At 33.8% G+C, this 24,104-nt stretch carries 27 protein-coding genes; 8 read left to right on the top strand and 19 right to left on the bottom strand.

Annotation, left to right across the window (positions count from 1 at the left end):
- Positions 1-102 precede the first annotated feature (102 nt).
- Positions 103-513, top strand: a complete 411-nt coding sequence (locus C1638_RS03660; RefSeq protein WP_109618277.1) for a 5-fold beta-flower protein — start codon at positions 103-105, stop codon at positions 511-513.
- A gap of 148 nt (positions 514-661) precedes the next feature.
- On the opposite strand, the gene C1638_RS03655 is transcribed toward C1638_RS03660, so the two are convergent.
- From C1638_RS03655 to C1638_RS03630, 6 genes are all read right to left on the bottom strand, one after another.
- Positions 662-1,231 (bottom strand): DUF6705 family protein, encoded by a 570-nt coding sequence (locus tag C1638_RS03655; protein WP_109618275.1) that lies wholly within the window; start codon positions 1,229-1,231, stop codon positions 662-664.
- Positions 1,232-1,244: 13 nt separating this feature from the next.
- On the bottom strand, positions 1,245-2,537 hold the full coding sequence (locus tag C1638_RS03650) for a hypothetical protein (protein WP_109618273.1): 1,293 nt from the start codon (positions 2,535-2,537) through the stop codon (positions 1,245-1,247).
- A gap of 492 nt (positions 2,538-3,029) precedes the next feature.
- On the bottom strand, positions 3,030-3,710 hold the full coding sequence (locus tag C1638_RS03645; protein WP_109618270.1) for a hypothetical protein: 681 nt from the start codon (positions 3,708-3,710) through the stop codon (positions 3,030-3,032).
- Positions 3,711-3,875: 165 nt separating this feature from the next.
- A complete protein-coding gene (locus tag C1638_RS03640) occupies positions 3,876-4,328 on the bottom strand; it encodes a GNAT family N-acetyltransferase (protein ID WP_109618269.1) in 453 nt (150 codons plus the stop codon).
- 141 nt (positions 4,329-4,469) lie between these two features.
- Positions 4,470-4,922, bottom strand: a complete 453-nt coding sequence (locus C1638_RS03635; RefSeq protein WP_109618266.1) for a hypothetical protein — start codon at positions 4,920-4,922, stop codon at positions 4,470-4,472.
- Positions 4,923-5,148: 226 nt separating this feature from the next.
- Positions 5,149-5,721 (bottom strand): YciE/YciF ferroxidase family protein, encoded by a 573-nt coding sequence (locus C1638_RS03630; RefSeq protein WP_109618264.1) that lies wholly within the window; start codon positions 5,719-5,721, stop codon positions 5,149-5,151.
- Between the two features lie 157 nt (positions 5,722-5,878).
- Between C1638_RS03630 and C1638_RS03625 the strand changes: the two genes are divergently transcribed.
- The gene (locus tag C1638_RS03625; protein ID WP_109618262.1) at positions 5,879-6,427 is read left to right on the top strand and encodes a GNAT family N-acetyltransferase; all 549 of its coding nucleotides are present in this window, start codon (positions 5,879-5,881) and stop codon (positions 6,425-6,427) included.
- A gap of 102 nt (positions 6,428-6,529) precedes the next feature.
- Here C1638_RS03625 and C1638_RS03620 read toward each other — a convergent pair whose 3' ends face one another.
- The 5 genes from C1638_RS03620 to C1638_RS03600 all read right to left on the bottom strand — a co-directional run bounded on the left by C1638_RS03620 (position 6,530) and on the right by C1638_RS03600 (position 8,559).
- Entirely contained in the window at positions 6,530-6,793 is a 264-nt protein-coding gene (locus C1638_RS03620; RefSeq protein WP_109618260.1) for a heme oxygenase, read from the bottom strand.
- A gap of 27 nt (positions 6,794-6,820) precedes the next feature.
- The gene (locus C1638_RS03615; protein ID WP_123838324.1) at positions 6,821-7,633 is read right to left on the bottom strand and encodes a hypothetical protein; all 813 of its coding nucleotides are present in this window, start codon (positions 7,631-7,633) and stop codon (positions 6,821-6,823) included.
- Between the two features lie 7 nt (positions 7,634-7,640).
- Positions 7,641-7,871 (bottom strand): hypothetical protein, encoded by a 231-nt coding sequence (locus C1638_RS03610; RefSeq protein ID WP_109618256.1) that lies wholly within the window; start codon positions 7,869-7,871, stop codon positions 7,641-7,643.
- Positions 7,864-8,202, bottom strand: a complete 339-nt coding sequence (locus C1638_RS03605) for a cupin domain-containing protein (RefSeq protein WP_109618255.1) — start codon at positions 8,200-8,202, stop codon at positions 7,864-7,866. Before C1638_RS03605 ends, C1638_RS03610 begins: the two co-directional genes overlap by 8 nt.
- 138 nt (positions 8,203-8,340) lie before the next feature.
- Entirely contained in the window at positions 8,341-8,559 is a 219-nt protein-coding gene (locus tag C1638_RS03600) for a hypothetical protein (protein ID WP_106915339.1), read from the bottom strand.
- A gap of 405 nt (positions 8,560-8,964) precedes the next feature.
- Between C1638_RS03600 and C1638_RS03595 the strand changes: the two genes are divergently transcribed.
- Positions 8,965-10,062 (top strand): calcium:cation antiporter, encoded by a 1,098-nt coding sequence (locus tag C1638_RS03595; RefSeq protein WP_109618254.1) that lies wholly within the window; start codon positions 8,965-8,967, stop codon positions 10,060-10,062.
- Positions 10,063-10,113: 51 nt separating this feature from the next.
- Here C1638_RS03595 and C1638_RS03590 read toward each other — a convergent pair whose 3' ends face one another.
- From C1638_RS03590 to C1638_RS22675, 3 genes are read right to left on the bottom strand one after another with little or no spacing between them, the layout of a single operon-like run.
- On the bottom strand, positions 10,114-12,381 hold the full coding sequence (locus C1638_RS03590; protein WP_109618253.1) for a glycosyltransferase: 2,268 nt from the start codon (positions 12,379-12,381) through the stop codon (positions 10,114-10,116).
- Between the two features lie 43 nt (positions 12,382-12,424).
- Entirely contained in the window at positions 12,425-13,453 is a 1,029-nt protein-coding gene (locus C1638_RS03585; RefSeq protein WP_109618252.1) for a glycoside hydrolase family 130 protein, read from the bottom strand.
- A complete protein-coding gene (locus tag C1638_RS22675; protein ID WP_262509801.1) occupies positions 13,454-13,585 on the bottom strand; it encodes a hypothetical protein in 132 nt (43 codons plus the stop codon).
- Between the two features lie 163 nt (positions 13,586-13,748).
- Between C1638_RS22675 and C1638_RS03580 the strand changes: the two genes are divergently transcribed.
- The 4 genes from C1638_RS03580 to C1638_RS03560 all read left to right on the top strand — a co-directional run bounded on the left by C1638_RS03580 (position 13,749) and on the right by C1638_RS03560 (position 17,558).
- Entirely contained in the window at positions 13,749-14,309 is a 561-nt protein-coding gene (locus C1638_RS03580) for a helix-turn-helix domain-containing protein (protein ID WP_228428010.1), read from the top strand.
- 432 nt (positions 14,310-14,741) lie between these two features.
- Entirely contained in the window at positions 14,742-15,011 is a 270-nt protein-coding gene (locus C1638_RS03575) for a heme oxygenase (protein WP_109618250.1), read from the top strand.
- Between the two features lie 51 nt (positions 15,012-15,062).
- Positions 15,063-15,563: a CinA family protein gene (locus tag C1638_RS03570; protein WP_109618248.1), complete on the top strand. Its 501-nt coding sequence runs from the start codon at positions 15,063-15,065 to the stop codon at positions 15,561-15,563.
- A 342-nt stretch (positions 15,564-15,905) separates the two neighbouring features.
- Positions 15,906-17,558 (top strand): hypothetical protein, encoded by a 1,653-nt coding sequence (locus tag C1638_RS03560; RefSeq protein WP_109618244.1) that lies wholly within the window; start codon positions 15,906-15,908, stop codon positions 17,556-17,558.
- A gap of 185 nt (positions 17,559-17,743) precedes the next feature.
- Here C1638_RS03560 and C1638_RS03555 read toward each other — a convergent pair whose 3' ends face one another.
- The 3 genes from C1638_RS03555 to C1638_RS03545 are packed head-to-tail and all read right to left on the bottom strand — an operon-like array spanning position 17,744 to position 20,407.
- Complete coding sequence (locus C1638_RS03555; RefSeq protein WP_109618242.1) at positions 17,744-18,436, bottom strand: hypothetical protein; 693 nt, start codon at positions 18,434-18,436, stop codon at positions 17,744-17,746.
- A gap of 25 nt (positions 18,437-18,461) precedes the next feature.
- Positions 18,462-19,046, bottom strand: a complete 585-nt coding sequence (locus C1638_RS03550) for a DUF6705 family protein (RefSeq protein ID WP_123838323.1) — start codon at positions 19,044-19,046, stop codon at positions 18,462-18,464.
- Between the two features lie 11 nt (positions 19,047-19,057).
- Positions 19,058-20,407, bottom strand: a complete 1,350-nt coding sequence (locus C1638_RS03545) for a hypothetical protein (RefSeq protein ID WP_109618238.1) — start codon at positions 20,405-20,407, stop codon at positions 19,058-19,060.
- Between the two features lie 728 nt (positions 20,408-21,135).
- Here C1638_RS03545 and C1638_RS03540 point away from each other — a divergent pair.
- Entirely contained in the window at positions 21,136-21,960 is an 825-nt protein-coding gene (locus C1638_RS03540; protein WP_123838322.1) for a hypothetical protein, read from the top strand.
- 190 nt (positions 21,961-22,150) lie between these two features.
- On the opposite strand, the gene C1638_RS03535 is transcribed toward C1638_RS03540, so the two are convergent.
- A complete protein-coding gene (locus C1638_RS03535) occupies positions 22,151-23,026 on the bottom strand; it encodes an S-4TM family putative pore-forming effector (protein WP_109618234.1) in 876 nt (291 codons plus the stop codon).
- Between the two features lie 3 nt (positions 23,027-23,029).
- Entirely contained in the window at positions 23,030-24,034 is a 1,005-nt protein-coding gene (locus C1638_RS03530) for a nucleotidyltransferase (RefSeq protein WP_109618232.1), read from the bottom strand.
- Positions 24,035-24,104: the final 70 nt, after the last annotated feature.

Here is a 24,104-nt window from a genome sequence, read left to right as displayed (position 1 = left end):
AGCGTCACTTATTTTTTTAAGTGGCGCTTTTTTTTAAAACTAATCAATATTTTTGAATATATTAAGTGAACCAAAAACAATAACCTATTAAAATTTTAATCCATGAAAAAAATAACAGTCATTTCTTTCTTTCTATTCAACCTTTTCGTTGTCAATGGACAGACAATAGAATCGGGAAGTCGCAGTACCACAGGCTATATCAAATCAGATGGTACGATTGAAAACAGCAGCCGTTCTACAGTCGGTTACATCAAGTCAGATGGAACGATCGAGAATAAAAATCGCTCAACAATCGGCTACATCAAAAGTGACGGGACCATAGAAAATAGCAGCCGTTCTACCGTAGGTTACGTGAAAAAAGACGGAACGGTGGAAAACAGCAGTCGTTCAACCATTGGATACATCAAAGATGATGGAACGGTAGAAAGCAGCAGTCGCAGTACGATTGGCTATGCCAGAGGAATAAAAAAAGAATGGGCAGCAGTAGTGTATTTCTTTTTTAAGTTAGATTGATATTATTTTTTTTAATAATTTTTTTCACTGCAACAAAAATAAAACCACAAATGCTGTTTATTATAGTTCAGCATATGAATATGTTTGTTAAGCAAACTTCAAAAAAAGCGCTCAATTTGAGCGCTTTTTTTTGTATTTAAAATTTTACTTATTGTTTTGTAAGCATTATAGCTTTTCCATCCGGCATTAATGTTTTATAACCACTTGGACAACTGGCTATAATATCTCTGTCTTGTATAAAAACAAGCCTCATTTGATTTAAATTATTAGGATCAGGGAAAGATATGTATACATATCCTTTGTCATTACATTCTGCATTTCCTGAATAATATAGTTGATACTTAGTTAAGCTTTTATCAAAGAAATGACCTTTAAAATGAGTGTTTGCATCAGAAACACTCATTGTGCTTTCTAATATTGATCCATCACTTTTTTTAATAGTCATTCTCCCAACTAAAATATCCCAAAATATATCATTAAGCCAACCTCCATCATCATCTTTCTTGGTAAATCGAAATTCGTAAGTTCTTCCATCTTCAGAAATTCCCTTCCAAGTTCCAACAAATTTTCCTAATAGATTGGTATTGTCTTTTGCATTTGTATAATTGGGACAAGGATATAGGTCTGCTTGACATTCTGATAATTGTTTTAGGGTGATTGTTTGTGCATTACAAAAGAAAGTCCCTAGATATAAAACAAAAGTTATTATATATTTCATAGTAGTATTTTTATTATTGGCATGGTGTCTCAGATACATCAGTTTTTGTTGAATTTAGTGTTTTTTTTACAGTTGTACCATCACTATTTATTTTTACAAGGGTAATACCTTTTACATACATAATCTCATCAATGAACTTTAGAAAATTCATTTCATCTGACTTCCCTTTATGTTTGCTAAAGTATTCTTTATACATCTCATTATACTGATCTTTTGTATTTGCGTATAAAGTTTTAATCTGATTGCTAGTTCCTGTAAATCTAATCTGATAATTTCCTTTACCTGAAACCATAATAGCATAGATGTCATCTAAAGGCGTACCATTTTGTTGTGCTAGAGCTACCATCTGATTAAAATATATAACATCTGCCGGAGAGAATATTTTAAAGCCCAGTCGCATATTTCCATCAGGGTCTTGATAATCATTAACATGTGTATGCATGAAACCTTTCATATCCTTAGTAGGATCTCCCATTGATAAAGTATTTCTATCATCATTTGTTGTAGCAATATCCTTATATTCCCATACCCCATCTTTCTTCTCAACCCAGCCAGTTTCTTTCTTCTCATCTAGATTAGTTTCCAATACACCAACTTTAGATTGAAATTCAGGGTTATTTTGGCTTTTCATTTTTGCACATGGATCGGTTGGAGGATTCGTGTTAGGTGTGCCTGAACTTCCACTACCGCCGCCGCCGCCATAATCACCCGGACCTCCATCCATATCATGGCCGCCATCACCCGGATCTTCATCCCATGGATCAGGCTTCGATAGCTGTGGTTTTTTTACAATGATAATAACCTCCCCAACATCAATAGTCCTACCCAGTGAAAGGGAATTGTAATGTTGCTGAAAAGTCTGTATAAGATAATCACGATCAGGATGTCCGTCCTTATAAACGTCAAAGTAAAGAAAATCTCTTTCTGCGTTAATCACACCACCTATTACTGCAGTGACTTTTCCATCTGTAAGCATGGGGAACATTAATAGCTTTCTGCCATTCTCCAGATCCATGTCCTGAGAGGAAACCCTTAAGTCAACAGTTCCATACTTGTTTTCCAGTTCTGTTTTCTTTTCCGGATAATTGTTGAAGTAGGCTGACATGGAGTTTCCAAAAGGGAGTGCATAGTTTTTGGATTCTGCATTTTTAGAAAAGCTTTTTTCCTTTTCAAAGCGTTCAAAAAAGGCAATTTTCTCCTTTTGCGTTTGTTCTGTACCTGTCAACATCTCATCTGTTCTGCAGGAATTGAGGGAAACAGATAATGTGGCGAGCAATAATAGCCCATAGACTAAATTTTTTTTCATAAGCATTTGTGTTTTGTAAATATAATAATTAATTCTTTTCCATGTGATTTTTCATCACGGGGTAAAAATAAATAATTTATGAAGTACAGCATTATGGAAATCCTTATTAACATAGAATATGCAACCTATACGCAATGTGTACATTTTATATCTATTTTATATAGCATGGAGAGGTATATCTCTGCCCCCTTATCATACACCCTCTAGGGACTATGATAAGGGGCGCTACCCTCTGAATAACGGCCTGAAGCCCGTTGGGTAAGTATCTCTAGCCCGTTATGTAACTGGTTCTACCCCCTTAGGTAAGGGGGTGTAGGCCGTTCCTCAAGGGGGTAAAGGTGGTTAGGAAGACCCTCGAGGGGGTTAGGGAAGTGCCTAGAGGGTCTTTGGAACGGTCTACAGCTCTTGTAGTGTGGTTTTTAATGAATTTTATAGTTCTTATATAAGCGCTGAATGCACTATTTTGTCAGACTATTTTCAGTAGAAAATCTATTAATAATATTCAAACACTCTTTCTATTTTCAGTTCTAAAGTTCCGTGATCATCTACTAGTTCTTCATAAAGAAAATTGCCCTGTGAGTCAGACTTTACATTTTTATAGGTGAGCTTGTTTTTTTTATGTTTGGCCCTATCTTCAACAAGTATTCCACTTTTTATGCCGTTGGTGTAGGTATAAACCATGGTATTATTAACGGGGGTTCCATTAAAGTTTCCGGTTTCTTCTGTTTTTATAAGGCGGTTATTTTTGTCCAGATACAATAACTTATTGAGGGACATAGGGGGTGTATCAGATATTGAAATTCTTCTGTACAGCGAATCGGAAACTTTTTCAAAATAGCCTGTAACATCTACCTTTTTGCTTTCAGCATTCATGGATTTGAAAGTGCGTTTGGCTTTATTCTTTATATCATAGATGAGAATGTCACTAATCAGCCTTCTATCCGGAAATTCACTGTTGATGGTGTTATAGGATTCAATTTTTGTGAGAAAGCCATCTTTGTCAAAATAAGAAATACTTTTATCAACATCTTGGTTAGAAAAAGTAACGATCTCCGTAATTTTTTTGGGATGTCCTTCATAGTTAGAAAATTTCAGATCATTAACGACTGATTTTTCCTGACAGCTTACAAGGGTATATAGTGCAATAAACAGATAGCTCAATGTTATTTTCATAGGGTAGGCGCTATGGAATTCTATAATTTCCGATAACGCTCAAATATAGACAAATACATCAGTCTTTTTTTAATCTATAGATATTTTTTCAACTATTGTTTTTGGTATGCCTGCTTGGAATAAGATCTTTGAACTTGGGAAGATTCGGAGGGTGTGAGGAATACATTATGGTTGCATCACTTCCATGATCATGGTGTATTTGTCAATTCCTTTCCCAAATCCGTCCGGTACAATCTCTACCGTTTTAAAACCATTTTTTTGATAAAACTCAGCGGTATGCTGCGAGGTTTCAATTTTGTAGGGGAGGGCAGGGTAGTTTTGTTTTAACAAATCAATCCTGTATTGGGTTAATGCTCTTCCAATTCCTTTTCCATGGTAACTGGAGTGAACCATTCCCCAGGATAATCCTGCAATATTATTTTGGGCATTTAAAAAGAAGCCACCACATCCTATTACCGGACCATCCATTTTTACTACAAAGTAGTTCTCTTCGGTATCATCATCCAGAAAACTTTCAAAGAGTGGCAACTCTTCCGGCGAAAAAAATTTGGGTACGTTACTCTTAAAGATTTCGATACAGTCTTTTCTGAAAATTTTGGTGTATTGGATGATTTTCATGGCTATTGGTTAAGTAGCATAAAGATACAGTAAAATTCATCATGATGATTTTGCTCTCCATGAATGTTTGAATTATAGTCAGAAAGGCATGAAGCTGTTAAGAATAAAAATATATTTTATAATGAGTGAAAAAATAAAAAACTAGTGAACAAGATACCAGATTAAAGCACCAATTCCGGCATAAGCCGTAACCGTGATAATATCAGCTATGGGTTGTGAAAAGCGTTTTTCTGCAATTTTCTCGGCATTGATCTGGTTCTTATGGAATTTCAGAATTTTTTTAGGTTGATGAACAGGGTGCGCCACCAGACTGTCACTTTCCCATCGGTCAACAATTACTTTATAGGACTTGCCATTCACATCAATTTTGACATTTTTATTAGGGGCCAGTTTCTCCTGAATATTGACTGGAATAGGCGTTGTTTGTGCGTTCTGGATTTGGGTTTCAGCAGTTGTACTTTTCATTTGTGCAGAAGTACCATTAGAAGCATTCTTTTTATTGTCAGCTGCCGGATCCACTGGCTTTTTTACCTGATAAGTATAGCAACTGGTAAGAGATAATGATATAATGATGAGATAAAGATTCTTTCGCATGAGCCAAATTTAACAATTAAACGGAATATTTAGAAGTTTCTTTTGAAAGATGAGGTTTTTTTTAATCTCAGCTTATAAGAATAGGCATTATGGCTCAACGATTTTTTGCTGATCCATCCTTTGTTATTATTCATTTTACTACTTCAAGACAGTCTTTATGTACCATCTTTAAATGAAAAAGAGACCCAATTGGATCTCTTTTTCATCTTAAAAATAACGAATATTGTTATAATGCTTTGCTATTAAGTCTGGTGTCAGCTACTTTTGTCAGGAGATTATTGCATTTCTTCTCCTCGTTAAGGGTTGCCAAAAAGTTTTTAAGGCATACCTCTTCTTTTAAAACCTTGGCATAGGCAGCTAATGTTCCATAGGTAGCAATTTCATAATGCTCTACTTTCTGTGCGGCTGCTATAATACCGGCATCTCTCACGGCTCCTGGTTTTGTTTCTTCCAAAATACTTTTACCCTCATCCAAAAGCCCCTGCATGGCATCACATTTTTTTGCCTGAGCTCTTTTTTTCAATGACTTAAAGCATTCTTCAAGCCTTTTTACGTGAACAATGGTTTCCATTAAATGGTTTTCAATGGCTGCCTTAAGTTTTTTATCGGTTGCATTTTTCTGCATTTTCGGTAATGATTTTACCAGTGCTTTTTCAGCCCAATAAATGTCTTTTAATGAATCTTCAAATAAATCCTTTAGTTCTTTGGCTGCATTTTTTTTAGCAGGTGTTTTTGATGTTTTTTTGGGTGGTGCCGATTTTTTGGCTTCTGCTTTCTTTGTTAATGTTTTAGTGGCCATACTATTATATTTAGTGTTGTTTCCTTACTAAGTACAATTATAAGACCACCTTGCTTTGCTGGGCTGATCCTGTATGCATTTCCGGTTTGTGGGAATTTGGAACTACTATAGCAGATTAAGGGTAAAATTTCTATTTTTACATTCTTATAAAACTAATATGCTTGAAATCAATTTTTCAGTATTTCCTGAACTTGAAACGGACAGACTGAAACTCAGACGCGCTGATGTAAATGACATTAATGAATTGTTTGCCATGCGTTCTGATCCGGATATGATGAAATATATTCCCAGACCTTTAGCCACAGAACTTGAAGAAGCATCAGCGCATCTCAAAATAATGGATGAAAAAATTACCAGTAATGAGATGATTAATTGGGCAATTACCTTAAAGGATGATCCCAGAATGATTGGTACTATTGGGTATTATCATATAAAACCCGAACATTATCGGGCAGAAATTGGCTATATGCTGCTTCCTGATTATCAAGGAAAAGGGTATGTTACCGAGGCGATTGCTAAGGTAGTTAACTACGCATTCACTACCATGAACCTGCATTCTATAGAAGCTGTAATTGATCCTGAGAATGTAGCTTCAGCCAAAGTATTGGAGAAGTGTAACTTTATTAAGGAAGGTCATTTTAAGGAAAATGAATTCTACAACGGACAATTTCTTGACACGATCATTTACTCGATATTGAATAAGTAAATATAAAATGTAGAATAATAAATAAAACAGCACCGTTAATTTCAATGGTGCTGTTTTATTAAGGTTTATTTTTTTGTAGAAAAACTATTTACCCTAACTTTTTCAGATCATATCATAGCCATTTAGCCGTGCCACAAAGTAATGTTCAATAGTTTTTTGAGCTTTTTTACACATGGATAAAAGATGATCCATGGATGTGTTTTCGAAGATAAAGTCGTCCTGAGTTTTAACGATATATTCTGTTACGATTTCAATGTCTACTAAATCGAACTCTGTACAATCAGCTTTCAGCCGATCTTCTTCTTTAAAGAACGGAGTATTGCGGAAAATGGAATTTTTGAACTGAAAAAGATGTATTGTTTTCATAACACAAATGGGTAATAAGTTGTAGGTTTAGGCTGATGGTAATTTTGGGGATTTATCTTTCATTTTTCCGGTAACCCATCTTTTAAGCATGGCGTGTTCTGACGGCAACCTGTACATACCTCCTGAAAGTATACTCAATAAGTTGTCCCAAAAGTTGCTTTTTTTACTGAATTCATGGCTGTAATCTGTGAGTATATTCAAATATTCCTGCTCGTATTCTCTGGCTTCTTTTAAGTTATAATGTTTCGGGATATTTTTGATAATATCCATTGTGATCCTGTTGAAGATTTTAGGGGTATATTTTTCGATAAAATTTGATTCAAGCCTGCATATACTTGTAAGCGGAATGAGCAAGGAGAAAATTTCATCATAAAAGTTGCATATGGTAGCTGTCCATGATAACTTTTCTTCTTCAGGTAAAAGATGATCTGCCAGTTGTACCAGTTTTTCATAGTTTTCTTCCAGATCATTAATGTAGACTTTGTTTTGCTGCCAGAATATAAATGAATTGGTTTTATTTTTTTTAACAATATTCTCCAATAGATACTCAAATTGCAGCTTAAAATAGTGTATGTTATCACTTAAATTAACTAAAACAGACTGCCACAGGTTATGCTTGCTTAGGCTGCAGTGCGTACTGAATACCAATCTGGATTTGTTATTAAGATTCTGTAATTCCTTTAACATTCTAAGAATTTCTGTGGCATCCTTTTCTAAGGTGATATTGGTATTTCTGATATAGAACAAGGAGACAAACTGAGAGTAATAGTTTCTTCTTGAAATATTTTTTTTATTTCTAAGCTGAAATCTGCTCTTTGGATGTTTATTCAGTTTTTTCATTAGAACTTTAGTGTATATCATGTTTTTTTATCGTCTCTTTTTCAAAGGATTTTTGTTGCATTCTTAGTGAAATGAGGTATTGTCTCAGATCCTTAATGGTAATATTCTTTTCTGCAAAGGAAAAAAACAAGGGGGTCTCGTCTAAAAGCTCATACAATTCTGGAAATTCTTTTTGAATTTCAGCAGTGGTTTGAAATATTTTTCTTGTTAAGCTTGATCTGTGGTCTATTTTATTCATAGCCGCTTTTTATTATTGTTAGAATCATTTTAAAGCGTTTATTACCTTTTATAGAATTAGGTTTATGAGCAGGAAGAATGATAAATTCTCCATCTTCCAGAAAATAGGATCCGCCCTCTATAATTATTTCTGCTTTACCTTCAATTACCTGTACAACAGCATCAAAAGGAGATGTTTTTTCTGGCAGGCCTTGTCCTTCATCAAATGATAGGGCACTGATAGTACCGGTTAACTTTTCAAGCATTGTTCTGGTTACAACAGAGTTTGAAAGATACTCTACAATATGGCTGGTAATATATACTTTTGATTTCTCAAGTTCTTTATGATTCATCACAGTTCGGTTAATGGTAAAATGAGTAGGGTGTGTATATAAAAGGGATAGAACTGCCTAGTTTTCTATCCCTGTTCCAGTTAAAAACCTTTGATAAATATACTTTTTCACAGATTCTAACTGTATCTGAAAAGTAGTTTAGGAAAGATTGATTTCTTTAATAATATTGAGAACCTCTTCACGGTTTTTTCTTAACCTGTTTCCAATTCTTTCAAGCATTTCCTTTTCTTTACCTTCTTCAAGCTTTAGATCGTAATCCGTTAATGTTGAAAATTTTTCTTTCAGTTGCTTCGACTGTGTAGTCCAGTCTTCCGTAATTTTGAAAGATTTGTCACCTTTGTTGTGGTTTGTGTCCATAATGTGGATTTTGGTATAACTTAATTGTTACTATACAAAGTTGATCCTTTTATAATGTATTGTATTATAGATTATTATTTTAATATTGCACATATCACACTTTTTAAAAATTTTGAAGATTTTTTTGTTCCTGAGACTTTTTGTTCCTGTAAAAAAAGAAAAATGGGTTCCATATAATTCTGATAAGTGATTGATAATTTGTACCTTGCTACTTTACTGTTTTGAACGGCCTATATGGGTTCTAAGTTCAGACATATTTACTTTTTTTCATCATTTTATATTTCCGTTATACCCATCTATTAACAGCTTTAAACCATTAACAAAAGCTTTTTTCACAAAGGAAATATAAACCGGTTGATTTTCTCTAAAGACCATTCAACTGTACAAAAATTATTGCTGTTTTTTATGAATACAAAAAAATATTTAGGAATGTGGACGTTTTTAGTTCCCATTTTGGCATGGCTCTTTTATTTTGGAAACCCTGTTTTTGCTTCAGGGTATTATTCTGCGATTCTTGCCTTGTTTCTAATGGGAAGTGTTCTTGCCGCAGTTTATCATTCAGAAGTCATTGCTCACCGTTTGGGTGAACCTTTCGGAACTCTGCTTCTTGCATTTGCCATTACGGTAATAGAAGTTGGGTTAATTATTTCCATTATGATGGGTGCCAAAGGTTTAGAAACCATTACTCTTGCCAGAGATACCGTTTTTGCAGCAGTAATGATTATCCTTAACGGCATTATCGGAAGTTGTATTGTCATAGGTTCTTTAAGATACAGGGAACAAAGCTTTACATTGCAGGGAGTAAGCACAGCGTTGATTACCCTTACATCTGTCATTATTTTTGTACTTATCCTGCCCAATTATACGGTAAGCCACCGTGGAGGTGAGTATACCTCTTTTCAGTTGCTTTTTATAGCATTAATTTCTTTGGGGCTTTATCTGGGTTTTACAATGATCCAGACGATGAGGCACCGAAGCTTTTTCATCTCTCCACAAAACAAACTGTCCGGAAAGCAATTGGCACATGATCATCCTGAAAAATCTCCCAAAAAAGAGCTGTATATCAATTGTATTTTGTTAATTCTATGTTTGGGAGTGGTTGTTTTATTGGCAAAGCTTCTTTCAAAAGATGTTGAGCATATAGTGGTATCAGCAGGTGCGCCAAGATCCTTGGTAGGTATCATTATTGCGGGTATTGTGCTTCTTCCGGAGGGTTTGGCTGCAGTAAGGGCGGCAAAAAGTGACCAGATTCAAACTTCCTTAAATCTGGCGTTTGGTTCTGCTTTGGCAAGTATTGGACTGAGTATTCCTGCCATTGCAATTATATCTGTAATAACAGGGATAAGAATGTCATTAGGGATAGATATCAAATCAACCATACTTCTGGGGCTTTCTCTTTTTATTATTACCGTTTCACTGGCAACAGGAAGAACCAATATTATGCAGGGAGTGGTGCTTATAGGTATATTTTTAATTTACCTTTTTATTACAATCGTACCTTAGATCTTACTTCTGCACATATTAAACGAAACCATCTGCGTTATAATGTAATAATTACGTTGGGAAGCAAAGTCTGGCCATAAGATAACTGACTGTGGATTCAGCTCCCTGGTTAAGATTCACATTCTTTTCCTCAAGTCCGTCATAGCATCCACCTGTTGCAGGATTATATATTATTTGATGTAAATGATTCTTGCCTAGAAACCAATTAAAGGCCGTTTTCATCATGTACAAGTATTTTTCGTCTTTAAAAACCTTGTAAAATGTAGATAATGCCAGAATTGTATAAGCAACATCAATGGGTTGTTCTCCGCCAATTGTTTCAGAGGTTTTAGCAGTTTCTTTTTGCAGCCATCCATTGTTAGAGATTACTTTGATGTTTCCTTTGATGAATATTTTAGAAAGAAGAAACTGAAAGGATTCATTTGCAACTTGCTTATAAATATCTTCTTTAGTGGTGATCCATGCACATAGCAAAGCTTCGGGCAATAAACTGTTGCCATAGGTTAGATAGCTTTCAAACCAATGCCAGTCATTATGCTTTTCATGCTGATACATTTTTACCAATCGGTTGGCCAGTTTTTTTAAAAGCGGAATATTTTTTTCAGAATTTTGATAATACAATCCCTTTATAATAAAAGCCATGGCTCTGGTGGAGTGGATTTTTTCCAGAGAGGGAAGACTTTTTTGTATGATTTCTTCTGCTTCATCAGAAAACTGTTGAGGTAAAATTTCCTTTAGTGAAAGTAAATAGCCTAATGACCAGATGGCTCGTCCATTGGAATCTTCAAGGTTGGTTTCATAATTCTGCTGTGCAAATTTTTTATGTTGATCTACATAGTTGAGAAAATTTCCATCAGCTTGTTGGCAAAACTTAATCGCATTCAGGTAAGTTGAAATCAATTCAAGGTCTGATTCATCCCTGCTTAATTCATAATTCCTGCAGACAACAATCATGGCACGGGCATTATCGTCTAATGTATATCCAGAATTTATATCCGGTTTGTTGATTTTAGAAAACTGAATCATTCCAAAATCTGTTGTCATATTTTTGATATGGCTAAGATTGATGATAGGGAGAGTATAATTGAGTTTTATTTTATTTTTGCTGTGCTGCTGAAATAATAATGCATGTAAAATGGAAGAATTTTCCCAGGCTGTAGGAGCCATTTTTTCCAGACTTTTTGATCGTAGTTTTTCCTGTACATTCTCATTTTTCAATAAGCTGTTCACTGCTGTTGCGAGCTGTTCCGGAGCTTCAAAATCGATGATAATACCGGTGTCTTCTTTTAATACCTCTATAGCATGTGGAATAGGCGTCGAAACGATGGGACATCCACAGCTGATGGCATAAGAAAAAGTGCCGCTTACAGCCTGATTTCTGTCCTTTGAAGTAAAAAGATACACATTGGTAAGCTGCAGATAATCTAATAGCTCATCCAAAGGTAAATACTGATTAATAAAGCAGGTGTGCATTTCCAGATGAAGCCTTTTAATGGTTTTCTGCAAATAATCCCGATATTTTTCACCCTCGTTTTTTATGATGGTGGGATGTGTCTTTCCAATAATCAAAAACATCACATCCGGATTTTGGGAAATGATTTCAGGCAATGCTTCCAGCGTTGTTTCAATATTTTTACCGGAACCCAGTAAGCCAAATGTTGAAAGCACCTTTTTGTCCTTAAAACCATACTTCGTTTTCAATGAAACTTTATCGATAAATGGTAATAAGTGGGTGCCATGTGGTATTACTGTAATTTTATCAGAAGGAATATCATAATCATTGGATAAGATGTCCGAAGAAATACCGGTCATTACAATAATGGACCTGGACAATCTGCTGATTTCTTTTACCTTTTCTTTTAATTCCTGATTCGGTTTGGGCAGAACGGTATGGAAAGTAGTGATGATATCTTTTTTTAAATTTTGTAGAAAAAGAGATAATCCGTTTTTGGTTTCATTAAAAAAACCGAATTCATGCTGGAGCATAACAAGCTGGATATTGTCATTTTTATTGATCTTATCAGCCAGTTCCAAATAAGATATGGCATCTGATGTATTCAGACTATATTCAATCTTTTCTGTGTACTGATAATTTTCATCCTCAGTTTCCATAGGACAAATAATTATTTTAAATGATTCTTTAAACTTTAGCTGAAGAGATGTTATCAAGTCTTGGCAATACGTTGCAATACCACACACCTTAGGAGGAAAAGTACTGATGAAGACAATTTCGGGTCTATAATAAATTGTGTTTTTTTTATTTTGAGCAAATCGTCTTTTTATCCTTTCCTCCACGTCTGAATTTATATTTTTATTCATGTTGATTTTATTTTAAAGTCTGATACTTCTTATTGATGGTCCATTATGGTGCACAATGCAGTAACTCTTTCAATAATTCTGAGATACGTAAAGAGGCAACCGCAATTCTTTTGTCTGCGGCCCCGTAATAAATATAGAGTACATCACCATCTACGACCGTTCCTGTAGGGAAGCAGACATTATTGACCTCCCCTTTCAATTCCCATTTTTCCTCGGGTTTGAATAGGGGATAGGGTAGTCTTGAGATTTCTTTTTCGGGATTGTTAAGCTCCAATAAAGCGGCACATGCACTGTAAACATATCCCTCAATGGTATCATGAACGCCATGATATATCATAAGCCATCCATGCTCGGTTTCTATTGGTGGGCAGCCACCGCCGATATAACTTAGCTCGTGATCATACTTTGGAGATAACAGTATATGATCTTTGAAGTTCAGAAGATAATCTTTCCAAAAATCAGGATTCAGGTCTTCTATCTTTTCTATACCTACAATTTGAATATCCGGTCTTATACGATGAAGAAAGTATAACTTACCGTTTATTCTTCTTGGAAAGAACACTACATTTTTATCCCACAGAAATACATCCTTATTATATTTATGACTTGGTGGTAGTTCATTGAACCGTTTGTATTTCTCTGCTATTGTTCCTTGGGTTTCGGATAAAAGTTTAAAGTTTTGATAGGAAATTCTAGGAACAATTATTCCTGCTTTTTGCCATGATTTCAGGTCTTTGGAGGTTGCTAATGTTCCTAATGCATTTATCCCGTCATAGCTGGTGTAGGTAAGGTAGAATAAATCATCAATTTTTACAATTCTTGGATCCTCAACACCATGTTTTTCATATTCAAATTCCGGGATCATAATAGGGCTGTGAAACCTGATTTCTATAGTCTGATAATCTGATAGTATGCAATGTCCGATGCTGGAGAAATTATTTTTTGCTACAGCTCTGTAAAACAAATGTATCTTGCCATTATCCTGAATGACTGCAGGGTTTAAAACACCTTCACTCTCAAAGTCCAGTGTTGTTTTCCTGAGTATAATTCCTTCTTTTTTTATAGTTACCATTTAAGTACTGGCATTTCTGCTTTCGTTTTCTTTATCTCTTTTTTTGGTTATTTTATCTTCTCGCTTTTCTTTTGCCGATTTTGAGGGCGGTGTTTTGTCCGATTTCTTTTTCCCTTCTTTTTCTTTTGACATTGTAGAATATTTGTTAACTGTAAATTTCGATGATTAAAAAAGGAAGGCTTTGTAATAGTCTTTTAATTTGTTATATAAATCATACATATTTCTAATTTAAAGGAGTAACTTTGAATAAATAACTGAAAATGAAATAATTGACAGTTTATAGATTGTAAGGGTGATGAAGTTGTACATAAAATATATGGTAAGTTTGCGCTGCAAAATGGTTGTCTATCAGGAATTGGAAAGATTGGGCATTAAAAATGCTGTTGTAGATCTGGGTACGGTAGAATTATTGGATGACATCAGTGTGGAACAAAGATATATACTGAAAAAGAACCTGCTTAAAACCGGCCTTGAAATATTGGATGACAAAAAAAGTATCCTGATCGAGAAAATAAAAAATGTAGTAATAGAAATGATCCATTATTCGGATGCTCTTCCAAAGGAAAATTTCTCAGATTATATAAGTGAAAAGCTTGGCTATGATTACACTTATCTGGCCAATACATTTTCTGAGGTTAAAGGAATGACACTACAACATTTTATCATTATAAATAAAGTAGAAAAAGTAAAAGAGTTATTATTATATGATGAGCTTAACCTTACAGAGATCTCCTATAAACTCAACTATAGCAGTGTTGCTCATCTATCTAATCAGTTTAAAAAAATAACCGGACTTTCTCCTTCGTTTTATAAGCAATTGAAGCAAAAACGTCTTGGAAACCTGGAAGATCTGTAAAAGGTGTGATATATGTAAGATTATTATAAATATATATAGCTTACTGTATATGGAAACTACCAACTTTGTATTGAAGTATTAGGTAAGAATAAAGCCCTGATACTTATAATACAGAAATCTTAAAATACCAGACACAAACCATGAAAGGTGATTAACATCCCTTGAATATACTCAATTTTCATAATGAGCTTATTAAAATCAGAAAATAGGAAATCTATTGGCAAGAGATTTTAATTAACTAAGGGATAGAAACCAATGGTCTCTGTCCTTTTTACTCATAGTGTATCTACTTATATAGATTGATTTACAAGAAATTTTGCAAGAAATGTTATTATTTCCGAAAGATGAATCTGTTTTTAAAGTGGTTGATATAGAGTGTGATTGCGTATTTTAAAATGGAAGACATCCTACAAACACAAAATTTTCAATGTTATGAAAACGATACATCTTTTTCAGTTCAAAAATTCCATTTCCCGTAAGATTCCATTTTTTAGGGAAGAAAGTAAATTGGATAATTTGAATGATTTAATGACCTATGACCTAATGAATACAGAAAAAGTGACTGAGTTTATCATTGAGGTTCACGAGGATTTCATTTTTGAAGATACCTCAAGAGAAGAACTTTTACAGATGTGCAAAAATGCTAAAGAAATCATTGAGCATTATTTTGTAACTGAATTAAATGACTACGATGTTATTTGAAAGCAGGGTTTAGTGATTTTATAAAGTTTAATTTAGATAAAAGCAGAAGCCATGAAATTCCAACAAAATTTACTTGAATATATAAGTACTTCCCTTATTACTGTAAACGAAACCGTGTCCATTGCAGAAGGGGTAACTTCAGGATCAATACAATTTGCTTTTTCCCAAATGCCAAATGCCAGTTTATTTTACAAAGGAGGAATAACAACTTATGCGTTACCCGAAAAAGTGAAATTCCTTAATATAGATCGGATTGAAGCTCATGAAAACAATTGTGTGACCCAAAATATAGCAGATATAATGGCTGTAAATGTGGCTAAATCATTTGATACCGATTGGGGTATTGCCTCTACAGGATATGCGATACCCGTAAGAAATTCAGGATTTAAAATTTTTTCTTTCTTTTCATTTAGCTATAAAGGAGAAATTATACTTTCCAAACGTATAGAACTTCATCACAAAACCAAGGCTTTAGATGTACAATTATACTATACAGAGTTTATTCTAGGCTGTTTCAAGAGTACACTTAATCAAATATTAATCTCACATTAGATTTCATGAAATGGCTGTAGGGTAGCGTCGGAATCATAAAACTTAATACAGATTTAATGCTGAGGTTATCCGGATGAAATAGAATCTCCAAAGTCAGATGGCTTCAATGAGGGAGATATCTAATTTGTAGAAGTACAAACACTTACTTTCTTACTACAGTATAAATGCCTACTTCCTACGGTATAAACACCTGATATGAAAATTACAGATTTATACGCTAACATCAATTTCTTTTTAGGCGTTACTTTGACATGTTCAAAAGAAGCTTCGAAACCCTGAACAAAAATGGCAGTCTCCGAAAAGCCGACAAAAGAGTAGGAAAAAAACCAAAACTTATTAATCATGAAAAATCCAGAACATGTTGCTCCCTTTGTAGAAGCGGCACAAATTATTACAGAATTAAAAGACAGGGCTAATGATATCCTATCAAGTGTTTTAAGTACAGATCTATCTGCGATCACCATTACCGGAAAAGGAAATTTCCCTTATTATTGGCAGGATCCCGCCAATCTGAAGTTTAATAAAAAGACTTATGACTGGATATCATCCAACCTGAGAGCCAATACAGAACCGGTTCAGCTTGATCAGGTATTTACCAATTATTTTATTGATGTTTTCTCAAAAGTTAACTACTCTTTATCTGAAGAAGATACAGCAGTTCTAAATGATGCTCATAAAAATGCTACAGATCAGCAAATGGCTTTACTGAATGCATGGGTAGGTGCCTATGGTTCGCTTCCTCCTGCTAAGGATAATATGCAGCCTATTGATATCATTATGGACAAAATTGCTACAGACTGGGCCAAGCCATCCACTACGTTATACGATATTCAGAAAAGTGATGACCTGGACCGTTTACTGAATAAGACACCGGCAAGCGGGAAGCCTATTGTTCCTGTTTTAGCCAACTATCTGAATGCTCTGGGCGCCACAATATCTTTACAGAATAATGTTACGATGAATAATGGCTACTTATCCAGAGTATTGAATAATGTACAGCATCCTAAAAAAGAAAACGGAGGTCTGCTATTGAATGACGACAGTGTTTTACCAGCATTCCAGGTAACAACACCATTGAGCGATATTTTAAACGGTCTTAAAAATACTTCTCAGGATGCTCAGATTGATATGGAAATCTCCCGCGAATCTGAAAGCAGATTTCAGGTTTCCGTAAACGGAAAAACAGGTTTCTCTATTCCTATCTTCGACTTCTTTACATTAGGAATTGGGGGTAATGCGAATTATTTCAGTGAAGATATTGCCACAAGCAAAAACTCTATCAAAATATCGATGTCCTTTACTGGAGTTACCCTTGTTACTTTCCTTCCTACAGATTTTAATATTGCAAGCAATTTGTACTGGGCATGGTTTGATCCTATCCGTAAGGCGGAACAAAACAGCAGAGACAAACAGGAAGAAAAACATATTTCCGGATACAAATTCTCTCCGAATCCTGCTACAAAATTCGGACCTGACGGGCCTTTCGGCTTACTGAACGGAGTGGCTATTTCTAATTATCCGTCTGTTGAGATCACCGTAAGCGGTGAAGATTACAAAAGCATTCAAAAAACATTTGAACAATCTTCTTCCGTATCTCTTTCTTTCCTAGGTATTCCTTTGGCGAGCGCTACAGAATCTACTTATTCTTCATCCATTAATGTAGATAGTTCAAAATCAACAATCAAGATCACGTTAACTCCTCCTCAAAGTCTGATCGCTGGTAACAATAAAGATTCCATAGCATGGGTTCTTGGTGCTATCGTCGATTATCCTGCACAGGACAATAGTGATGTTGAGCTTCTTGCTAAAGGTGCCTATCCCAATTACCAACTGTATAAAGACAGCAACGGAACTACCTATTGTTCTGTAAAAAAGGTAAAATCCCACGCTGTTGGAAGCGAATGGGTTGGTGAATGCCTTGCTGCACACCCCGGAACAAGCTGCTCCGGAAAACCATGGACAAGCCCTAGACAGACAGGGGTAGTATGGCCATAAACAAATTATTTATATGAAAAAAGCGCTCAATTTGAGCGCTTTTTTTGTGTATTTAAAATGTTACTTATTGCTTTGTGAAAATTAGGTCTTTTGTCTCAGGTAGATAAATGTTAATATCTGTACTTGGAGGACACTTGCTATCATCAAAATGATGTTAACAATTTAATATATTGGATACAGTCTATCTATAATTTTTTTTCTCTATAAAAATTAACTGTCTTTTTTATAAGATTTAATTTAACAATTCCACTTCGCATACCAATAAAAATATTTTCTTCATCGAATACTACTACAGAATTTGGATATAGATTTCTCCAAAATTGTTCCCTAAAAATAGTAATCGCCTCTTTATTCACTACTTTATAAAAACCATGATGAGAAACAATGTATATAATGTCATTAAATACTGTTAATGCTTCTAACGCATCTCCAAAGGTTTCGATTTTTCTATATGTGAAATCCTTTTTTAATTCGTATAAACTTCCCCAAATACCCGAGCCTTCGGTGAAATAGATTTTGTTTTGGTATCGAAAAATATCAACAACATTTCCAAATTTCACTTTTATAGTTTTCTTTTCGTCTCCTTTCGGCTGAAAGTATAATGCTCCTCCCCATTCACCTCTATTTTCTCCAATCAGTTTTCCGTCTTCGGTTTCTAATTCAGAATCCTCTTTATAATAACTGGTTTTTTCTATTATCAATCTATTATTTTCTTTTTTTACAGCATAACAATCTTTAGATTGAATCAGAGCAAACCATTCCTTAGACTCTACTTTTGGAATAGAATGCTCACTAAAATTATCTGGAATTTTTATTTCTTGCCCTATACAGTAAAAACAAAAATAGAGTAGGGATAGTATAAGCAGCTTTTTCTCCATTGTGAAATCTATTGAGATGATAAAATTACTGTTTAGTAAATATTAAGTCTTTTGTTTCTGGAAGATATATAGTTCTATCAATTCCTTGAGGACAATCTCCTTTTAAAAATACCATATCGTCAGGCCTGTATTCCCATGAAATTTGAGTATCACTAATTTTTTTTAAAAAAATATCTCCCCAGCCAATTCCGCAATTAGTACCTCTGTAATTAAATATTACTGTATTTAAAGTTGGCCTTGTTCTAGTACTATATATTGTATGAAATTTTTGGTCAGATGTAAAATTCATATCTTGAGTATTTTGAAGAATTGTTCCTGTCGAATTTTTAATTATATATTTTATGACTAATGCATCTCTATAAAAATTTTTATTCATTCTTTTTGTGGGTTTATTCTCTTCTTTAGTAATAAAAAGTGTTATTTCATTTCCTTGATATTCAGTCTTGTAAGTGCCGATATATGATGCTAGTTCATTACTTAAATCTTTGACATATGCATTTTGTGGGATATTTTCCATTAGAGTATTCAATGGAAGTTGTTGTGCTTTGCATGAAATTATATTTACAACTAATCCCAGTATTATTACTGTTTTAAAATATACTTTTTTCATAATTTTTATTTTTAAGGACATGGGGTAGCCGTTGTACTGCTTCCATTACTGTTTAATGTTACACTTTGCACGGTTCCATTATCTTCTATTTTTTGTAGGCTTACTTTTCCTTCCATTTTCATGTTCTTCAATGTATCAAAAAATAATTTTTGAAGTCCGTTACTATTTAAATTTCCTCCCAATTGGTTGGTATAAGATAGATTCTCGGAGAGTTCTTTCTCTTTATCGCGATAATCATCTTTTAAGCTTTCTAAATCCCAATTCGCATTATACAGAAACCCTGCCAACTCTTGGGAGGTACCATTAAAATTAATCATATAATGATAATACCTATAACCATCTGGACAAGAGGAGCATGGCTCAGATCCAATCATTCCCATAAAGCCATTTCCAATATTCCCATTAGTTTGTGCCATTGCAAAGCTAAGCATCTTCACAATATCAGGTGGTGAGAACATTTTTATACCTGAGGGAGTATGATTATGATACCCTCCTAAATACCCTGCGGCATCTCCAAGGTCTACCTCATGTTTCCCACTATTAATTTGTGTAGTAGTTCCGTCAGAATTTACTTTAAACCCTTTTTCTTTTTCATCACTTAATTTAGATTGTTGTTTTAACGAATCTATAGCTGGTTTTGATTTGGAATTATTCACAATATTTTTCGTTTGCTCACAAGGATTTGTAGTATTGGGTGTATTGGGAGTGCTTCCGCTACCGCCACCACCATAATCACCAGGACCACCACCCATATCGTGTCCTCCACTACCAATACCTCCACCTCCGCTCCATACGTCATACATCGTCAGTTTTACCGGTCTTGTTACTCTGATGATAACTTCTCCCACATCAATAGGGTTGTTGCTATTTCGGGAAACTGTCTTGGTGTCATAATAGTGTTGAAATTTATTAATAAGATAAATAACATCGGAATTTGTATTTTGGTGAACATCAAAATAGAGATAGTCTCTTTCTGCATTGATGACTCCGGCTATTACGGCCGTTACTTTTCCATCCTTAAGCATTGGAAAAAACAGAAGCTTTCTATTATCTCCATCATCTCCTCCTATATCCTGAGAAGATACGCTAAGATCCACTGTTCCATACCTGTTTTCCAGTTCGGTTTTCTTTTCCGGATAATTATTGAAGTAGGCCAGCATGGAGTTTCCAAAGGGGAGTGCATAGTTGTTGGATTCTGCATTTTTAGAAAGGCTTTTTTCCTTTTCAAAGCGTTCAAAAAAGGCAATTTTTTCCTTTTGGGTTTGTTCTGTGCTAGTAAGCATCTCATCTGTTCTGCAGGAATTGAGGGATACAGATAAGGTAGAGAGCAATAATAGCCCATAGACTAAATTTTTCTTCATAAGCATTTGTGTGTTTGTAAATATAATAATTAATTCTATTTGATGTGATTTTCACCACGGGATAAAAATAAATAATTTATGAATACAGCATTATGGAAATCCGTATTAACATAGAATATGCAACCTATACACAATGTGTACATTGTGTATCTATTTTATAGGGTATGAAGAAGAAAATCTCTGCACCTCGTTTTATAACCCCCTCCAGGGGCTATGATAAGTGGTGATACCCTCTGAATAACGGCCTGAAGCCCGTTGGGTAAGGGTCTCTAGCCCGTTATGCAACCGGTTCTACCCCCTTAGGTAAGGGGGTATAGGCCGTTCCTTAAGGGGGTAAAGGGGGTTGGAAAGACCCTCGAGGGGGTTAGGGGAGTACCCAGAGGCACTTTGGAACTGCCTACAGCCAGTTATGTAAGTGCCCCGAGGCTGTTTGTAACTTGTTCTACCCACTTGGGTAAGTGGACATCTGCAGTTCCTCAACTGGCTATTAGCTGTTGGGAAGAACCTTGAGAGAGTTGGGGAACTGCTGAGCGGCACTTTGGAACGGTCTACAGCTCTTGTAGTGAGGTTTTTAATGGATTGCGTTGTTCTTGTGAGAAGCTAAAAGTGAATCTTAATAAGTGAGTTATGATTTGCTTTAAGGTTATGAGAATTTTAGATAATGACATTACGGTTTACCGTAATTAATATATTATTATCTCTTGTATGTTTGTAGATAAAAAACTTATATGGTACTAACTTTAATTAAAATCTCATTTGGTATTGGTGAATTTTTTTCAACATCATTCTTAATCTTAATTATTTTATCTTTCTGTGTATATCTCTACAGAATTTCCAAATCGGAAAAGTATCAGAAATTTAAATATGCAATTTCATGTCTTTCAATAATGTTTACTTTGCATTTAGTAGTGTTTCCTTTTTTATATACCTTAATGCTCAAAAATAATCCAGCTAGTTTTGAATTTAAAACTGCTATCCATGATAATCGAAAAAAGTTGGTGCTTAATGAATGGGTTGATGATTCTAAAAATATTCCTTATGAGATTAAATATCTTGAAAATATTAAACTCTCAAATTATAAAATCTTAAACAAGAAATTAAATGAACTAAAGCAATTAACTTTTACGGAAGCTAGTATAATACATGCAGTTATTAATTCTAATATTCCTGGTAGAGATTACATGGCTACTGTTTATGTTTTTGATAAAAATGGAATGTTAAAAAAAGAATTACATAGGGGTGGAGGCTACGCTGAATTAGATACTATGAAATTAGGAAAGGTGATAACTGAAGATATTAATTATCTTAAAAACGAGTTCCAATACTACAAAGTAAAAAAAGCTGAACTGGATAGAAATAATTTTTGGACTTTTGCAACGCTTCTGCCATACAGTATATCCTCTATATTCACAGGAAATATGTCCCCACTAACACCAATGGCTAATATATTATACACCATTCATTATGTTATTATATATTGTATTGGGATAGGAGTTTTCCTTCATTTTCTAATTATTAATCTGGAATTAATTATTAGAAGTCGAAAGTCTTAATTTCCGATTCTTTTAGCTAAGGTTATTGCAAATGTTATAGTTTTTTAAACATAGATTTGTTATTGTTGGTTTGAAATAGCCTCTTTCTATCGCACGATTGTATGTGGCTTTAGCTGTTAGAATGATAATTTATAATGCTTAAATCACATGAAAGGATTTGTGTGATAGCAAGGGTGATAATGTTATTTCATTATAAATTGTTAGAGATATTACTTTCAGTAGATTTTTCTAACTTATCTCTCCTGAATGTATAATAATTTTCAGGTATTAAAACACTGTCTTTTCTGCTGCAAAAGAGCTTATCTTGTACTTGTCTAAGTTGATGTAAAGTTGGTAATGTATCTGAATTTCCGAGTATTCTTGCTGCTTTTCTTACCTCTTCTAATGATTTTACTGCTTTTTGATTATCTAATATCAATTTAAATAAAATTACAAGCAAAGGGAGCGTTGGAGCAAAGAAGTTTGTAAGATATCCTTGTATTGATGCATTTATGATTGTAGCAATTATGAAAGAAAGAGTAACCACTATTAATGCTACTATTGTACAATCATTCTTAAAATGATATCTTAATTTCCTGTCATATTCTAAATTTGTTTCTTGACATCTCAGAATTGCTTCTTCTTGGGCTAATCCATCCAAACTTATATGATACCAATTTGTTAATGGTGCTTTTGGATTATGAATATATTTATTACTTGCATTCTCGATTATCCAATTTTCAGGCTTTTCTCCGCAATTTGTTTGATTCCAATCCATATTATATACACTACAATCAAATAGCTCTTGAGTCTTAGCTGCATTTTTTTTGTATGTGGATAAGATATCTGATAAAAATAATAAATCGATTAAAGTAATAATTATTGAAACTAACGCAATGTAGGGTGTTAAATCAATTGATGAAATATTTTTTTGAAATATTTTCATAAAATTTAATAGTATAACGACTAAAATAGTAATTGTTAATTGCCATTTATAAATATTTTTAGCTTGAGAATAAATTACTCGTTGAGCTTTTAATAATCTCAAATTTTCGGGTAATTCTTGTTTGATTTTAATATTATTCATTTTCTATAAATTATACTTTGGAAATTCAGAACCAAATATTTCAAGCCATTTTTCAATAGCCTCTTTTTGTTTACCTTCACTTTCAAATTTTCTTGCATCATTAGCTAAATGATAATCCCTTTTTGCCCTTTCTTGTACAGAGTTCCTTTCAGTAAAAGATAGTGAATTTAAGTTGCCTTGGAACCCTTTAGGATCTATTAAATTATTGTGTATGTTATGGTATATATAGGCAAAAATTTTAGGCAATTCGACATCTATGTAATTGCTACTAGTAACGTCATTAGAATCATAGTAATTAAGAATTAAACATTCTAAAAAGTATGAACCCATTGTTGTTGCTGTGCGGCGCTTTGTCCAATACTTCATAATTCTGATAACATCTAAAACTGAAATCTTTTGTTTGTTATTAATATTTGAAGTTCTCTCTTTATCAATTCTAGGATCAGTTGGTTTCCAATTTCCACTACCATCTGGAATTAAAAAGAAAGTCTTACCCGAATCATCAGGCATAGTTTTAAATGATGGAACAATATCATAAACCCACTCATAAGAATTTAATTCTAAGGTTACGGCTTCTTGATTTCTTTTTATTTCAGCTTTCTTATAAGACGATACTTTTCCAAGATACTCTTTAAATTTATTTATAACCTTAATGGAGTTTAATATATTAGTATTTGTATCACATAATGCTAGTTGTTTTGTAGCAGTTTCTGGCACACGTATTAAAAAACCTGTTGAAGTTGGTTCTCTCCAATTCCCATTAGCATGTAATATAATCATAATATCAATATCATCTAATGGTCTTATTTTAGTTTTTCTATAATATGAACCGTAATCTAATCGTGTATTATTAGAATATAAATCTAAAAATTTCCCATCATCTGGAAATTTTTCTATTTCAGATATTAAGTTATTTTTACTTGCTTTTGCTACTTTATTTCGTTCAGAATCTATCCGGACATAATCTTTCATAAATGTTTCGAAAGCATTATTTACTGTTGTGGCCATAAATAGTTGTATTGGTTTATAGATCTAATTATTGTATTAGAAAGTTATTTGACTGTTGACACTCAAATAT

It is taken from the genome of Chryseobacterium oncorhynchi (assembly GCF_002899895.1).
Taxonomy (GTDB): Bacteria; Bacteroidota; Bacteroidia; order Flavobacteriales; family Weeksellaceae; genus Chryseobacterium; species Chryseobacterium oncorhynchi.
The sequence above is the reverse complement of the archived record's forward strand: the minus strand, read 5'-3'. Positions and strand labels throughout refer to the sequence as shown.